Annotated in this window: 14 protein-coding genes and 1 tRNA gene; 4 read left to right on the top strand and 11 right to left on the bottom strand. The window is 71.5% G+C overall.

The genetic code is table 11. From position 1 onward, the window contains the following. Positions 1–108: 108 nt before the first annotated feature. Together AC2AXK_RS08975 and moaCB are read right to left on the bottom strand one after the other, a co-directional pair. Positions 109–534 (bottom strand): molybdenum cofactor biosynthesis protein MoaE, encoded by a 426-nt coding sequence (locus AC2AXK_RS08975; protein WP_484345031.1) that lies wholly within the window; start codon positions 532–534, stop codon positions 109–111. Then, positions 524–1,585, bottom strand: coding sequence for a bifunctional molybdenum cofactor biosynthesis protein MoaC/MoaB (moaCB, locus tag AC2AXK_RS08970; RefSeq protein ID WP_484345030.1), 1,062 nt, complete (start codon positions 1,583–1,585; stop codon positions 524–526). The genes AC2AXK_RS08975 and moaCB overlap by 11 nt, the downstream gene beginning before the upstream one ends. Positions 1,586–1,770: 185 nt before the next feature. On the opposite strand from moaCB, the gene AC2AXK_RS08965 reads away from it, so the two are divergent. Continuing rightward, positions 1,771–2,217, top strand: a complete 447-nt coding sequence (locus AC2AXK_RS08965) for a DUF4383 domain-containing protein (RefSeq protein ID WP_484345029.1) — start codon at positions 1,771–1,773, stop codon at positions 2,215–2,217. 142 nt (positions 2,218–2,359) lie between these two features. Here the strand turns inward: AC2AXK_RS08965 and AC2AXK_RS08960 are convergent, their stop codons facing one another. The 5 genes from AC2AXK_RS08960 to AC2AXK_RS08940 all read right to left on the bottom strand — a co-directional run bounded on the left by AC2AXK_RS08960 (position 2,360) and on the right by AC2AXK_RS08940 (position 7,724). Beyond that, on the bottom strand, positions 2,360–3,352 hold the full coding sequence (locus AC2AXK_RS08960; protein WP_484345028.1) for an NAD-dependent epimerase/dehydratase family protein: 993 nt from the start codon (positions 3,350–3,352) through the stop codon (positions 2,360–2,362). Next, complete coding sequence (locus AC2AXK_RS08955; protein ID WP_484345027.1) at positions 3,352–3,483, bottom strand: hypothetical protein; 132 nt, start codon at positions 3,481–3,483, stop codon at positions 3,352–3,354. Before AC2AXK_RS08955 ends, AC2AXK_RS08960 begins: the two co-directional genes overlap by 1 nt. Positions 3,484–3,533: 50 nt before the next feature. Then, a tRNA-Met gene (locus AC2AXK_RS08950) sits at positions 3,534–3,607 on the bottom strand. 62 nt (positions 3,608–3,669) lie between these two features. Continuing rightward, positions 3,670–4,665 carry an aldose epimerase family protein gene (locus AC2AXK_RS08945; protein WP_484345026.1) on the bottom strand — a complete coding sequence of 332 codons (996 nt, stop codon included), beginning with the start codon at positions 4,663–4,665 and terminating at the stop codon, positions 3,670–3,672. A gap of 11 nt (positions 4,666–4,676) precedes the next feature. Then, positions 4,677–7,724 carry a UPF0182 family membrane protein gene (locus tag AC2AXK_RS08940; RefSeq protein ID WP_484345025.1) on the bottom strand — a complete coding sequence of 1,016 codons (3,048 nt, stop codon included), beginning with the start codon at positions 7,722–7,724 and terminating at the stop codon, positions 4,677–4,679. A 127-nt stretch (positions 7,725–7,851) separates the two neighbouring features. Here AC2AXK_RS08940 and AC2AXK_RS08935 point away from each other — a divergent pair, with 127 nt between their 5' ends. Beyond that, positions 7,852–8,412: a PPA1309 family protein gene (locus AC2AXK_RS08935; RefSeq protein WP_484345024.1), complete on the top strand. Its 561-nt coding sequence runs from the start codon at positions 7,852–7,854 to the stop codon at positions 8,410–8,412. A gap of 43 nt (positions 8,413–8,455) precedes the next feature. Here the strand turns inward: AC2AXK_RS08935 and AC2AXK_RS08930 are convergent, their stop codons facing one another. Together AC2AXK_RS08930 and AC2AXK_RS08925 are read right to left on the bottom strand one after the other, a co-directional pair. Next, positions 8,456–9,646 carry a YlbL family protein gene (locus tag AC2AXK_RS08930; RefSeq protein WP_484345023.1) on the bottom strand — a complete coding sequence of 397 codons (1,191 nt, stop codon included), beginning with the start codon at positions 9,644–9,646 and terminating at the stop codon, positions 8,456–8,458. Positions 9,647–9,692: 46 nt separating this feature from the next. Next, positions 9,693–10,724 (bottom strand): Rossmann-fold NAD(P)-binding domain-containing protein, encoded by a 1,032-nt coding sequence (locus AC2AXK_RS08925; RefSeq protein WP_484345022.1) that lies wholly within the window; start codon positions 10,722–10,724, stop codon positions 9,693–9,695. Positions 10,725–10,809: 85 nt separating this feature from the next. On the opposite strand from AC2AXK_RS08925, the gene AC2AXK_RS08920 reads away from it, so the two are divergent. Next, positions 10,810–12,282 carry a zinc-dependent metalloprotease gene (locus AC2AXK_RS08920; RefSeq protein ID WP_484345021.1) on the top strand — a complete coding sequence of 491 codons (1,473 nt, stop codon included), beginning with the start codon at positions 10,810–10,812 and terminating at the stop codon, positions 12,280–12,282. A gap of 28 nt (positions 12,283–12,310) precedes the next feature. Here AC2AXK_RS08920 and AC2AXK_RS08915 read toward each other — a convergent pair whose 3' ends face one another. Further along, positions 12,311–12,871, bottom strand: coding sequence for a M48 metallopeptidase family protein (locus AC2AXK_RS08915; protein WP_484345020.1), 561 nt, complete (start codon positions 12,869–12,871; stop codon positions 12,311–12,313). A gap of 115 nt (positions 12,872–12,986) precedes the next feature. Here AC2AXK_RS08915 and AC2AXK_RS08910 point away from each other — a divergent pair, with 115 nt between their 5' ends. After that, the gene (locus AC2AXK_RS08910; RefSeq protein WP_484345019.1) at positions 12,987–13,982 is read left to right on the top strand and encodes a ThiF family adenylyltransferase; all 996 of its coding nucleotides are present in this window, start codon (positions 12,987–12,989) and stop codon (positions 13,980–13,982) included. Here AC2AXK_RS08910 and AC2AXK_RS08905 read toward each other — a convergent pair. Then, the gene (locus tag AC2AXK_RS08905; RefSeq protein WP_484345018.1) at positions 13,979–14,350 is read right to left on the bottom strand and encodes a WhiB family transcriptional regulator; all 372 of its coding nucleotides are present in this window, start codon (positions 14,348–14,350) and stop codon (positions 13,979–13,981) included. The two genes, AC2AXK_RS08910 and AC2AXK_RS08905, sit on opposite strands and share 4 nt — an antisense overlap. Positions 14,351–14,624: the final 274 nt, after the last annotated feature.

The following is a 14,624-nucleotide window of genomic DNA, read 5'->3' as shown; positions in this document are numbered from 1 at the left end:
GTCACCTCAGGCTCGTCAGGCGCTCGAGGTCGCACACCTCGGGCGCCTGACGTGTGCGCCGCTCCGTGGTGGCCGCTCGACAGGGCGCACCCTCGTCCGGGAGAGGCGTCAGAGCCCGACCCACTCCGCCACACCGTCGGTGAAGTGCTGACGCTTCCAGATCGGCACCTCGGCCTTGATCCGCTCCACGAGCTCGGCGCAGGCGGCGAACGCCTCGGCGCGGTGCCCGCTCGAGACCGCGGCGACGAGCGCGACGTCGCCCACCGCAAGCTCACCGACCCGGTGGACTGCCGCGACACGCAGCCCGGTCCGGGCTGCGACGTCGGCGCAGCACCGAGCGAGGAACTCCTGGGCTGCGGGATGCGCCTCGTAGTCGAGGCCCACCACTGCCCTGTCGCTGTCGTTGTCGCGCACGATCCCGCGGAACGTGACGACCGCGCCGCACTCGTCGGCCTCGACCGACGCCTCGATCGCCCGGACAGCCGCCTCGTCGATGCGGTCGCGGGTGACTGATCCGCGCCCGTCAGCGCCCACTACGGTCCCCCTCGTGGCCGCCAGCGCCGCGCACCTGGTCGAGCACGTGCGTGAGCACGTCGTCGACGACGGCGAGACCGTCCCGGACGCCGCCCGGCGAGCCGGGAAGGTTGACGACGAACGTCGACCCCGCGATCCCCGCGAGCGCTCGGCTGAGCACCGCGGTCGCGGTCGCATCCGCACCTCGACGCCGGATCTCCTCCGTGATGCCGGGGAGCTCCCGCGTGAGCAGCGCCCGGGTGGCCTCCGGCGTGACGTCCGTCGGCGAGACCCCAGTCCCCCCGGTCGAGATGAGCACGGCAGGACGGGCCCGGAGCTGCTCGCGCAGGGCCTCGGCGACCTGCGCGTCGGGCACGACGACGGGACCGGTGACGTCGAAGTCCCGGGCGCGCAGCCATCCGACGATCGCCGGCCCTGTGGTGTCCGTGCGGTCCCCCGCGGCTCCCGAGGTGGACGCGACGACGACGCACGCGGTCCGACGTCCGGAGCTCGGCGCACCCTGCTCGACGACTGCCTGGGCCGCACCCGTGCGGGCGGTCGGGCGCTCCTCGTCGGCCCCCTCCTCCACACCTCCCGGGACGTCGTGGCGCGCCCAGTCCCCGCTCCTGCCTCCCGTCTTCGTCAGGAGCCGGACACCGTCGAGCGTCGCCGCGGGGTCCACGGCCTTGACCATGTCATGGAGCGTCAGACCCGCGACGGCGACCGCGGTAAGCGCCTCCATCTCGACGCCCGTCGGAGCCGTCGTCCGAGCCGAGACCTCGATGCGGATGGCGGACTCCTCGAGCTCGAACGCCACGTTCACCCCGGACAACGGGATCTGGTGACAGAGCGGGATGAGCTCCCACGTGTGCTTGGCCGCGCTGATCGCGGCGATCCGGGCCGTCGGCAGGACGTCGGCCTTCGGCAGTCCCTCAGCACGGACGAGAGCGACGACCTCTGCCGTCGTGCGCAACCGGCCTTCCGCGACCGCGGTGCGCGAGGTGACCGCCTTGCCACTCACGTCGACCATGCGCGCGCGTCCGTCGGGGTCGAGGTGGGTCAGCTCGCTCATGTCGCCTGCGCTCCGTCGATAGGTGTCGCCGCGCCGGAGGAACGTCGCGACCCGTCATGCTAACCCGGCCCCCGATCGCCCGAACCCGGGATGCGGCATCCCCCCAGATGCGGATCAAACGGACAGGCGGCAGGCTGAAAGGGTCCGGGTTCATCAATGCTCACCGCCAGCACGTGGAGGACGTCATGACCAGTTCCGCCGCCACCACCTCGGCGGCCACGACCGGCCGGAGGCCGTACCAGTGGCTCGCTCTCGTGTTCGGGATCATCTACCTGCTCGTCGGGATCCTCGGGTTCTTCGTCACCGGGTTCGACGGGTTCGTCGCGCACGACCACGAGGAGGTCCTCGTCATCTTCGCGGTCAACCCGCTGCACAACATCGTGCACCTGATCATCGGCGTCCTGGGTGTGGCGCTGTGGAAGTCGCGCTCCGGAGCCCGGACCTTCGGCTGGATCCTCGCCGTGGTCTACGGCATCGTGTCGATCTACGGCCTCGTCGTCGCGGGCGAGATCGACGGCAACTTCCTCAACATCAACGGCGCCGACAACGGCCTGCACATCGCCACGACGATCGTCGGTCTGATCATCGCACTGTGGCCCGACAACGACACGGCTCGCACATCGCGAGCCTGACGGCCCTGAGGTCATGACCAGACGTGTCCCATGCGTGCGGTGACCACCACCGCGGGCGGCCCGGCGCACTGCGCGACGAAGCCCGGCAGGATGCCCTGCCGGGCTTCGTCATGCAGCGGTGGTCCGGCCGGACCTGTGTGCGTCAGGAGACGCGGAAGCGCTCCACGAGCTCGTCCAGCACCGCGTCGAACTGCTCGTCGACGACACGCCGCTCCGGGTCGGCGAGGTACCACTCGACGATCTCCCGAGCGCCCTGCTCGAACGGGATCGTCGCCCGGAAGTCGGGGACGATGCCCCGGAGCTTCGAGTTGTCGAAGACCATCGAGTGCGCCTTGTCGCCGAGCAGGCCCGCACCCCAGGCGGGGTCGACCGCAGCGATCGCCTCGGAGGGCACGTGCACGATCCGCGGCTCGACGCCCAGCGCGAGACCGAAGGCGCGGGCGATCTGGTCCCAGGTGAGGACATCGTCCGACGTGATGTGGAACGTGTCGCCCACGGCCCGCGGGTGACCCAGGAGTGGCACGAGCCCACGAGCGAAGTCGGCGTGGTGGGTGAGCGTCCACAAGGACGTCCCGTCGCCGTGGACGACGATCTCGGCACCGCGCTGCATGCGGTCGAGGACGGTCCAGCCGCCGTCGAGCGGGATGGAGGTCTTGTCGTACGTGTGGGACGGACGCACGATCGTCATCGGGAAGCCGGTCTCGCGGTACGCGCGCACGAGCAGGTCCTCGCAGGCGATCTTGTTCCGCGAGTACTCCCAGTGGGGGTTGCGCAACGGGGTCGACTCGACGACCGGGAGACGCTCCGGAGGGGTCTGGTACGCGGATGCCGAGCTGATGAAGACGTACTGGCGGGTCCGGCCGGCGAGCAGGTCCATGCTCGCCTGCACGTGCTCGGGGGTGAACGCCACCCAGTCGACGACGGCGTCGAACTCGAGTCCGTCCAGGGCTGCACGCGCCGAGGCAGGGTCGCGGATGTCACCGCGCAGACGGGTGACCGCGTCGGGCAGCGGACGCACGCTCGTCTCACCGCGATTGAGGACGTACAGGTCGATGCCGCTGTCGACCGCGAGCTGTGTGCTCGCGGAGCTGATGACGCCGCTGCCACCGATGAAGAGAACTTTGAGAGAGGCCATCACGCCACCCTAGTGCGCGGGGTCGTACCGAGCCGCTCGGCGGCCGCGCCGGAGGCCTTCTGCGCGTCGGGGTCCTCGTCGACCCGCGCCGGCGGGGCGTCGAGCTCGCGGACATAGGAACTCGCGGACACACAGAGACGGCCCCCGCACTACGTTTCCGTAGTCCGGGGGCCGTCATTCGTAGCGGGGACAGGATTTGAACCTGCGACCTCTGGGTTATGAGCCCAGCGAGCTACCGAGCTGCTCCACCCCGCGTCGATGTCTTTACTCTACGTCAGCGACGCGGATAAGGACAACCGGACAGGGTGTGAGGGCCGTCACTGGCGGCCGTGGACCACCTCGGCACCGAAGGAGAACGTCCGGGCCGTGCCTGCCGGCAGGCGGACCTCAGCCTCCCGGTCGGGACGGTTGAACGCGTCCGTGATCGACTCCAGCGGCTCGATGGCGACCGACTCCCGCGGACGGTCGAGCGTCTCGCCGGTGAACACCAGGACCGTGCCGTGCTGCTGCCACACGGCCACGCCGTCGCCCGTGCGCGGGTCGCTGAGGACCGTCCGCACGCGACCGTCGGTCTCCGGCACGAGCCGCACCCATGCGTGGTCGTACGCGACCCCCTCGAGCGTCTCGTGGACGAGGTCCGAGTCCCGCTCCTCGTACGCCGCCCCACCCGCGAGCGGGATGAGCCCGTCGTCCACGACGATCGCCGCACGGGCCGGCACGCGCAGCGCGAGCCCGTCGATCGTCGCGTGCCCGGGGATCTGGAAGTACGGGTGCCACCCCGCTGCCACCGGAGCATCCCGGTCCCCGACGTTGCGCACCTCGAGGTGCACGTCGACGGAGCTCGCGGTGAGCTCGAACCGTGCGGTCACGTCGAGGGAGAACGGGTAGCTGTCCTCCGGACGGATCGCGCAGGACAGCGTGAGCACGGTCGCGCGCTCGTCGCTCGCGTCCTCGCTGACGACCACCCAGTCGGTCATCCGCACGTTCCCGTGGATGACCTCCTTGTCGACGGGGTACTGCAGACCGACCTCGTGGGTCACCCCGTCGAACGTGTACCGGTCGTCCCGCAACCGGTTCGCGAACGGAAGGAGGATCGCGCTGCGCCCCCCGTGCTGGCGCTCGAAGTCCGCCTGGTCGCGGTACCCGTCGATGAGCTCAGCCGTCCCGTCGCCACCCCACGGAGCACGCCAGGACAGGAGCGTCGCGCCGCGCAGCAGGATCTGCGCCTCGGAACCGCTCGGGCCGTGCCGCAGGATCTTCGTCGGCAGGCTCCCGAAGGTGCCGTCGGTGATCGTGCTCGTTCCTGTCGTCATGCTCGTCCCCATCAGCCGATCTCCGTGTCTGCCGCGATCGCTTCTTCGATCGCGGTCTCCAACCGTGCCTGCGCCTCGCCGTAGGCGGCGAAGTCACCTGCCTCGAGCGCAGTCCTGCTGTCCTGCAACGCCTGGCTGGCGTCAGCCAGGGCCGCGTCCAGACGTGCCTGCGGCGTGTCACCGGTGGCTGGCGGCGTCGGCACGGTCGGGTCCGTCGTCGGCTCGTCCGCGGGTTCCGTCGTCGGGTCCTGCGTCGGCTCGTCCGACGGGGTGTCGGTCGGCTCGTCCACGGGGACGTCGTCGATCGGCACGTCACCGTCGTCGATGGTGCTCGCGTCGCCGGCCACGGCGCCCGAGTCACCCTCGAACACCTGGTCGAGGGCCTCGTCCAGGGTGTCCGCGAAGCCGACCTCGTCACCGAAGGCCACGAGGACCTTGCGCAGCAGCGGGAACTGCGTTCCGCTGCTCGACTGGACGTAGACCGGCTGCACGTACAGCAGGCCGCCACCCATGGGCAGGGTCAGGAGGTTGCCGTTGAGCACCGTGGAGTTCCCGGTGCGCAGCAGGTTGAGGGTCGTGGCGATGTTGGAGTCCGAGTCGAACGCGTTCTGCACCTGGCCCGGTCCGGGCACGGTGGAGCCTCGTGGGAGCTCCAGCAGACGCAGCTGGCCGTAGTCCTCAGCCGGTTTCCCGGCCGTGTCGCCCGCCTCCGCGTTGACCGCGAGGTACCCCGTGAGCACGTTGCGGTCGCTCGTCCCGCCCGTGATGAACGACGACGAGAGGGAGAAGGTCGGCTCGTCCTGGCCCGGCATCTGGAGCGTCTGGTAGTACGGCGGCTGCATCGGCTTGTTGTCACCGGGTGCGGTCGGGTCCTCCGGGTTGCGCCAGAAGTCCTGGCCCGAGAAGAACTCCGACGCCGTGTCCACGTGGTACTGGGTGAGGAGCGTGCGCTGGACCTTGAACATGTCCTCCGGGTACCGGATGTGGCTCATGAGGTCGGCGCTGATCTCGGAGATCGGCTCGATCGTCCCCGGGAACACGCTCTGCCACGCCTGGAGGATGGGGTCCTCGGTGTCCCACGCGTACAGCGTCACCGAGCCGTCGTAGGCGTCGACGGTCGCCTTCACCGAGTTGCGGATGTAGTTGACCTCTTGCGGCTGGAGCGCCGCGACGCTGCCCGCCATCGTCAGCGTGTCGGCCGTGGCGTCCTCGAGGGACTCCGACGCCGAGTACGGGTACTCGTTCGACGTGGTGTACCCGTCGACGATCCACTTGACGCGCCCGTCGACGACGGCCGGGTAGACCCTGCCGTCGAGCGTGAGGTACGGCGCGACCTTCTCGACACGCTCGCGCGGGTCGCGGTCGTACACGATCTGCGACTCGGGCGTGACGCGGTCGGAGAAGAGGATCTCCTCCGCCTGGAACTTCAGCGCGTAGAGCAGCTTGTTGGCGAACGAGCCGACGTCCGGACCGATCGTGACGTCCCTCGTCGGGAAGGTCGTGTCGACCTGCCCGCCCTCGTCGTCGGTCGGGTAGTCAAGCTCCCACGGGTCCGTGCCCTCGGGTGCGCCCACGATCGAGTACGAGGGCGAACGCGGGCTGAAGTAGATGCGCGGCTCGTAGCCGTCAGGCCCCGACTGCTCGGTGAGTCCACCGACGGACGGGATGCCGCCCTCGTAGAACGCGGGGCGCCCGTCGGGACCGATCTGGTTGCCGTAGGCGGCCACCACGCCGAAGCCGTGGGTGTACACGGTGTGGTCGTTCACCCAGTTGCGCTGGTCCGCACCGAGGCCGTCGAGGTCGAGCTCCCGGACCGCGATGAGCGTGTCCCGGCTCTCGCCGTCGATCTCGTAGCGGTCGACGGACAGGGCATCGGTGAAGTTGTAGTAGCCACGGTTCTGCTGCAGCTGCCGGAACGAGGGGCTGACGATCGTCGGGTCGAGGAGCCTGATGGACGCCGTCGTCTCCGCGTCCTCACGCAGCGCACCGGCCGTCGCATCGGTCTCCGCGTTGTAGGACTCGACCTCCATGCCGTCGAGCCCGAACGCCGTCCGCGTCGCATCGATGTTGCGCTGGATGAACTCGGCCTCGAGCTGCTGCGCGTTCGGCGTGACCTGGAAGCGCTGGACGACGGCCGGGTAGATCCCTCCGACGGCGATGGCGGCGACGACCATGAGACCGACCCCGATGATCGGCAGACGCCACGTCCCGCGGAACGCCGTGACGATGAACAGCGCGGCGACGAGCAGCGCGACCCCCGCGAGGATCGCCTTCGCCGGGATCACCGCGTTGACGTCGGAGAACGACGCCCCTGCGAACTTGTCCCCGCCGGTCTTGAGGATCGTGTACCGGTCCAACCAGTAGTTGGCGCCGATGAGGATCATGAGGACGGCCGCGATCACCGCGAGCTGGATCTGCGCGGCGCGCGTCGTGCGCGCTCCGCCACCGCCGACCTGCAGGCCCCCGTAGAGGTAGAGCGTCGCGATCGTCCCGATGCCGGCGATGACGACGACGGCCATGAGGAAGCTCACGATGAACCGGACGGCCGGCAGCGTGAAGACGTAGAACGAGAGGTCGATCTGGTGCTGCGGGTCCACCGTGCCGAAGGGCACGGAGTTGATCCACAGGAGGAACGTCGTCCACTGCGACGACGCTGCGATCCCGGCGAACAGTCCGAGGAGCGCCGGCGCTCCGATCATCACCACGCGCCGCAGCGGCTCGATGGCCTCGCGGTACTGGTCGAGGGTGGCCTGCTCGGGAGTCGAGGGCGCGTAGATCGGACGGTTCCGGTACGCGAGCTGCAGCGCGAGGAAGACGACCCCCGCCATGACGGCGAACCCGGCCACGAACAGGGCGGCACGTGTCCCCCACTCCGTCCACAGCACGCGGTCGAAGCCGAGCTGGCGGAACCACAGGACCTCGGTCCAGAACTGCGCGAGCAGGAAGACCGCGACGACGAGGGCGACCACCGCGCCGACGGTGATCGCCAACGGGCTCGGCCGTCTCCGCGACCTCCCCGGAGTCGGTGACGGACGGCGCGGATGTGCTGCAAAAGACACGACGGGAAGTCCTCGCTGTAGGTGACACTCTCTGGTGATGCAAACGCGTGCGAGCACCACAAGGTTCCCACAGGTGCACGTCGGGGGCGGCATGGTCGCAGCCGCGGCGATCTGTCATTCTTGCTCCATGACCACCTCAGCCAGAGCCGGCATCCCACCCGCTCAGCGCGCCCTCGCCGACGCCGTCGTCGAGATCGAACGGCACGTCGCGTCGTTCGGGTGGGACGCACCCGCACGGGTGTTCGCCCTCGTCTCGACCCAGGCCGCGCTCCGCGCCGAGCCGGGCCTCGCCGCCCAGCTGCCGGAATCGACCGTTCGCACCGCGCTCGAGGACGCCTCGCACCTGACCTCTGTGGAGCAGGACGACCTGCCGGCCACCGAGTCGCTCGAGGACCTTCTCGCGTCGATCATCTGGCCGGACGCGGTGACGGGAGCCGCCGTCGTCGTCGAGCGCGTCGTGCTGCCGCCGTCGGCCGAGGACGAGCTTCCCGAGGACCCCACGGCTGCACTGGCATACCTGCAGGACCACCCGGACCGGCAGGACGTGCGGCTGGCCGCCGGGGCGCTGCGGGACGGGACCACGTGGTGCGCGCTGCGGAGCCGGTCGAACGACACCGACGACGCCGTCGGTGTGGGACCCGACCTCGTGCCGGGGCTGACCCAGGCGCTGCTCTCGACGTTCGAGTGAGTCCGCGGCGCGGCCGCACTCAGCGTCGCTGCGCGCCCGGCCGCTAGCCGTCCGCGTTCTCGACGTCGGCCGCTGTGCAGGTGGGGAGGTCCGCGCCGCTCCCGGCACCGATGGCGACCATCGCCTCGCGCGCCTCGGCGATCGTCGCGACCTTGACGACCCGCAGCCCGACCGGGACGTTCCCGAAGACCTCCCCGCAGTTGTCTGCCGGAGCGAGGAACCACGTGGCGCCGTCACGCAGGGCGCCGTGGAGCTTCTGCCGGATGCCGCCGATCGCCCCGACCTCGCCGTCCATCGACATCGTCCCGGTCCCCGCGATGACCTGTCCGCCCACCTCGTCCTCGGGGGTGAGGAGATCGATGATCCCGAGCGAGAACATCGTGCCGGCGCTCGGTCCGCCGATGTCGTCGATCGCGATGCCGACGTCGACCGGCAGGTCGAACGTGCTGCTCACGAGGACTCCCAGCCGCGACCCCGTCACCTCGGGGCCCTCCGTCGGGCCCTGCTCCGGCGCGGTCGTGGTCACGACCTGCTCGACGACGTCCTCGCCGCGGCGGACCACGACAGGAAGCTCCGTGCCGACGGGGGTGCCGTCCAGGACGTCGAAGAGCGTCCCCTGGTCCGTGACGGGCGTCCCTCCGATGGACAGGACCACGTCCTCAGGCTCCAGGAGCCCCGTGGCGGGCGAACCGTCCGCGAGTCCCTGGACGACGACCTCGACGGGGATGTCGTAGCCGAGCTCGACGAGCGCGGCGTACGCCGCGCTCTGCTGGGACTCCTGCATCTGCTGGTTCGAGCGTTGGTCCGCCTCCTCCTGCGTGATGCCGACCGGGAACGCGGTCTCCGCAGGCGCGACGGCGTCCACCGGGTCGATCCACCCACGGACGGCGTGGACGATGGTGAGCGGGTAGCCCGGACCTCCGGTGACGCCCACGGTCGTCAGCCGCAGCTGGCCGGACGAGTCGTACGTCGGTGCACCCTCGATCGTGATGAGCGGTTCGCCGTCGGCCTCGCCCAGCGTGTCGACGGTCGGCCCCGGGGACTTCACCACGTACGGGCTCGGGACGACGGCGAGACCGCACACGAGCAGGACGGTCGCGAGGAAGGACACCCCGAGCGTGATCCCGCGAGCGGTGACCGCGGGCCGCTCGTCGACGTCGATCACCGGGCGCGGGACGTCCTGGCGCTCATCGACGGGACGTGGGGTGTACGGGTTGGTCGTATCGCTCGGCACTCTCAGGAGTATCCCTGACCCACCTGGATGAACCCTGACGCAGCGGTCACCCGCGTCCGCGCGCCTGTCGCCACAGGGCTGCTGTCCCGAGCAGGGCCACCGCCGCACCAGCGGCACCGAGCGCCGCCGCATCCCGGCCCCCCACCCTGCGTCCGGCGACCCCGGAACGTCCACGCACCTGATCGAGGAGCACGCGCAGGCACTCCTCGCTCGAGTACGTCGACGTCCAGCCCGCGTCCCGGAGGGTCGCGGCACCCACGGTCCAGGGATAGACCGCGAACGCCATCTCGCTCGCCGGCGAGGGGAGTACTCCGACGCGGTGCAACCGCTCGGCCGTCCCGAACGCGGAGCGCGTCGGCAGGTCGATCGCGCGCATACCGGCGATGCGGGACACCTCAGCGGGCGCGAGCACGTCCGGCAGCCCGTCACGCAGCGCGCCGACGGTGAGCCGACCCACGAGCTCGCCGTCGACGACCACCTCGACCGCGCTCGCCAGGTCGTCGAGGTGCACGAACTGCCAGTCCCGGACCGCGCCACGGATGGTGAGGATCCGTGGCGCCTCGAAGTGGCGGGTGATGAGGGTGTCGACCTCGGGACCCACGACGGCCGCGGGTCGCAGCATCGTCACCCTGGCCCCGCTCCCGAGCGACAGGCCGACCTGGACGACCGTCTCCTCGAAGGCCTGGAGGTCACCCACGAGACCGTCGTCGGTGACGAGCGCGGCTCCCTCGTCGTCCTCGATGACACCGCGACCCGGGCTCGCACCGTTGACGACGGCCGAGCTCACGGCGACGAGGTGCTCGACACCGGCGACGATCGCGTCGAGCACGTCGCGGGTCGTCTCGGCGACGAGGTCGCCGCGACGCTCGGCAGCATGTCGGGTGCTCGTGCGCGTGAAGTCCCCCTGGTGCCCGACGACGACGACGGCGCGGGCTCCGGCGAACCGGTCAGGGCCCTCGGTCCCCTGGTCAGGGCTGCGAGCGCCGAGCGCCGCCCGCAGGCCTCGCCCCACCGGCCCGCCGTCGAGCACGACGATGTCCGGCCGGGTGCGCCCAGAGCGAACCGGTCTCCTCGTCATGGCAGACCGGCCTCCTGGGCAGCGTTTTGTGGTTACCGTGGACGGACCTGTTGCTCGCCCCGCAGACATCGTCCCAGGAGACCACATGAGTAGCGACTCGTCCGACACCTCCGGAACGCCCGACCCCGACCCCTCCCCCTGGGAGGACCTCCTGCGCTCCCTGTTCAATGGGGACAACGAGGAGGCGATGCGACAGATGCGCGCGAGCGGGCTCGACCCCCAGGCGCTCGCCGCCGCCTCCGGGATGGTCAACGACCCGAAGATGCTGGAGCAGGTCCTCGCGCAGGTGCAGCGGCTCCTCGCGGCCTCCGGCGGCGCGCCGGTGAACAGCGACGTGGCGCACGACGTCGCCCGGCAGGCCGCGGTCGCGGGCGGTGACCCGTCCGTCGGCCAGCCGGAGACTCGCGCCGTGACGGGCGCCCTGTCCGTCGCCGAGCTCTGGCTCGATGCGGCGACGGACTTTCCGCCGGCTGGTGGGCCGACCTACGCCTGGAGCCGCTCGGAGTGGGTCGAGCACACGCTGCCCGCGTGGAACTCCCTCGCGGAGCCTGTGGCCGCATCCGTCGCCGACGCCCTGTCGTCGGTGCTCCGGGACCAGCTGCCCGACCTCGGCGAGGCGACCGGTCTCCCCGGCGGCCTCCCACCGGGTCTCTTCGGCCCCGGCGCCGGTCTCGATCCCACCCAGATGGTGCGCCAGCTCGGCGCCGCCGTCTTCGGCATGCAGGTGGGGGCGGCGGCGGGCACCCTCTCCCGGGAGGTGTTCGGCGCGACCGACATCGGCGTCCCCCTCCTGTCCGGGGCTGCCACCGTGCTGGTGCCCGCGAACATCGCCGTGTTCGCCGAAGGGCTCGACGCCCCCGCCGAGGAGGTCCGGCTGTTCCTCGCCCTGCGGGAGGCCGCCCACGCGCGGCTCTTCACGCACGTGACGTGGCTGCGCTCGCACCTCCTGGGGCTCGTCAGCGCCTATGCCCGGGGCATCACGATCGACATGGACGCTCTCGAGGGATCGCTCCGCGAGATCGACCCGACCGACGCAGAAGCACTGCGCGGGGCGTTGTCGGGTGGCGTCTTCGGCATCGAGTCCACCGAGGAGCAGCGGGCCACGCTCCTGCGCCTGGAGACCGTGCTCGCGCTCGTGGAGGGCTGGGTCGACGAGGTCGTCGCCCGCGCCGCACTCCCCCACCTGCCGCACGCGGCGGGGCTGCGCGAGATGATCCGGCGACGCCGGGCGGCGGGGGGCCCTGCCGAGCAGACGTTCGCGTCCCTCGTCGGGCTCGAGCTGCGCCCCCGGCGCTCGCGCGACGCTGCGACGTTCTGGGCGAAGGTCGAGCAGGAGCTCGGCGCCACCGGTCGAGACGGCGTGTGGGACCACCCCGACCTCCTCCCGACCGGTGCCGACCTCGACGATCCCGCCGGGTTCCTCGCGCGGCGGGCTGCGCCGTCAGCCGAGGACACGGACCTCGACCGGGCACTCGCGGAGATCCTCAGGTCGGACGACGAGGCCCAGGATGCCGGCGCCTCCGACGAGGGCACACCGGACGCCCCCGACCGCTCCTGAGCGGACGCCGGCGGACCGACGGACCGCGTCAGGCCGAGGGCACCTCGGGGTCCTCCTCGAGGTGCTCTCCGCGGTCCTCCGCGAAGGACACACCCTCGAGGAAGCCCCGCGCACGCTCGGTCCGCGGGTAGGTGACGAGAAGCTCCCAGAACTCCGGGCCGTGCCCGGAGTGGAGGATGTGCGCGAGCTCGTGCAGCAGGACGTAGTCGAGGACCCACTCGGGCATGCCACGCACCCGGGTGGAGATCCGGATGGAGCGTTCCGGCAGGCTGCACGAGCCCCAGCGCCGGCCCTGCCGACCGGACCAGCGCACGGAGGACGGGACGGCGCGCCCTCCCAGGTACTTGTCCGAGAGCTCCGTGGCCCGCGTCGCCAGCCCCTCGTCCGAGGGGCGTCGGCGGCGCTCCTTGTCAGCGAGCCGGCCGAGCATCCGTTGGACCCACTCGCGTTCCTGGGCACGGGAGAACCTGGCGGGGATGGACACGATCGTCACGTCTCCGTCGCGGTACGCGCTCACCGTGCTCGTGCGACGACGGCTCCGGCGCACCTCGATGCGGGTGCTCGGGGGTCCATCGGCGGCGGTGGGCACGGCACGACCGTAGTGCCTGCCCGCCTGCTGGGGTAGATGCCCCGCCGAACATCGTTGCTCGGACCAGACTGTGGACAACACCGTGGAGCTGCACCGACGTGCCACGCTCGTCCGCATGAAGCTCAGAGCAGGCCTCCGGATCCTCGACCGCGGGGCCGACGGCCTGCAGGTCGGCGCCGACCCCCGGTGGGCCATGCTGCTGCCGCAGGTCTCCCCCGACGCAGCCACGGCACTGCGCGCGTCGGCTGCGTCGCGACCGAGCCGCCCCCGTCGTCCCGCGGCCGGACAGGCCGCCGCGGAGCTTCCCGAGGAGCTCGAACCCCTCGCCCGCTCGGGACTGCTCGTCCCGGACACGGCACCACCGTGCGTGCCGTCCGCACGCACGGACGACCTCGCTGCGATCGACCACGTGACTCAGGGTGCGGGTGGTTCGCTGGCGCTGGACCGCCGTGCCGCAGGCACGGTCGGCATCGTCGGGCTGGGCCGGATCGGGATGGTGATCGCCGGTTCGCTGGCGTCCGCCGGCGTCGGGACGCTGCTGCTCGACGACTCCCGCCCCGTCCGCACCGCCGACGTGGGCGTCGGTGGTCTGCGAGAGCCGCACGTCGGACGAGCGCGCCGACGCGCCGCAGCAGAGGTCCTCGCCGAGAGCTCTCGAAGCACGCGCATCGGCAGCGAGCGTGACGCCCCCGACGTCGTGGTCCTCGTGTTCGACGAGGTGGCCGACCCCATCGCCACGGCACGGCTCGTGGCCGAAGAGGTCGCGCACCTGGCGGTCGTCGTCCGGGAGGGCGACGTCGTCGTGGGGCCCTTCGTCATCCCGGGCGACTCGCCGTGCCTGCACTGCCTCGACCTGCACCGCGCGGAGCACGACGCCAGCTGGTCGGCACTGGCGTCGCAGCTGCGGGCCGCAGCACGCGACCTGCCCGCCGCGCAGGAGTCCTGCGTCTCCGGGGTCGCGGGCGCGCTGGCCGCCGCGCAGGTGCTCGCACACATCGACGGGCACCGTCCCGCGACGTGCGGCGAGACCATCGAGCTGTCCCTGCCGGACGTCCTGCCCCGGGTACGGTCGTGGGCACCGCACCCGGGGTGCGGGTGCGGTGCCGCCTAGGCCGCCGCGTCCTTGCGAGGACGGCCGCGGCCGCGCTTGCGAGCGACCACGACGCCGTCGACGAACACCTCGCCGCCCCACACCCCCCAGGGCTCCGCGCGTTCGATCGCGCCGGCGAGGCAGCTGCTGACGAGCGGGCAGCCGCGGCACAGCGCCTTGGCCTCCTCCACCCTGTCGCTCTGCTCGGCGAACCACAGCTCAGGGTCGTTCCAGCGGCACGGCGCCAGGCCGGCGACGACGTCGTCGAACTCCCGGTCCTCGCGTGCGCGCCGCACCGCGTCCGTCAGGGCGTCGCCCCCGACGGCCGACGGTGGACAGGTCGTGTCCTGTGTCGGTCGTGTCGTCTCGAGCAGCAGTGTGCGCCGCACGGTGTCCTCCTGGTATCCCTGGTACGTCTCGTCGATGGGGCGTGAGGGATACGCGGCGGCGTCCGCCTCGCCCGCCGTGAGCGGAGGGGCGTGGAGACGACGAAGGCCGCGGATCCCTGATGGACTCCGCGGCCTGGGCTGTGATCGTCCCGGTGCTACAGGGGACGACGGCCTGGAGCGGAGTCGTGGGTGGCGATACGGGCGGTACGGGCGGTACGGGCCCGATGGCGCGCAAGGGCGCTCTCGTTGCCGGACCATGTGACCTGCGTGGTCA

This window comes from Sanguibacter sp. Z6_81, from assembly GCF_057180625.1.
The sequence above is the reverse complement of the archived record's forward strand: the minus strand, read 5'-3'. Positions and strand labels throughout refer to the sequence as shown.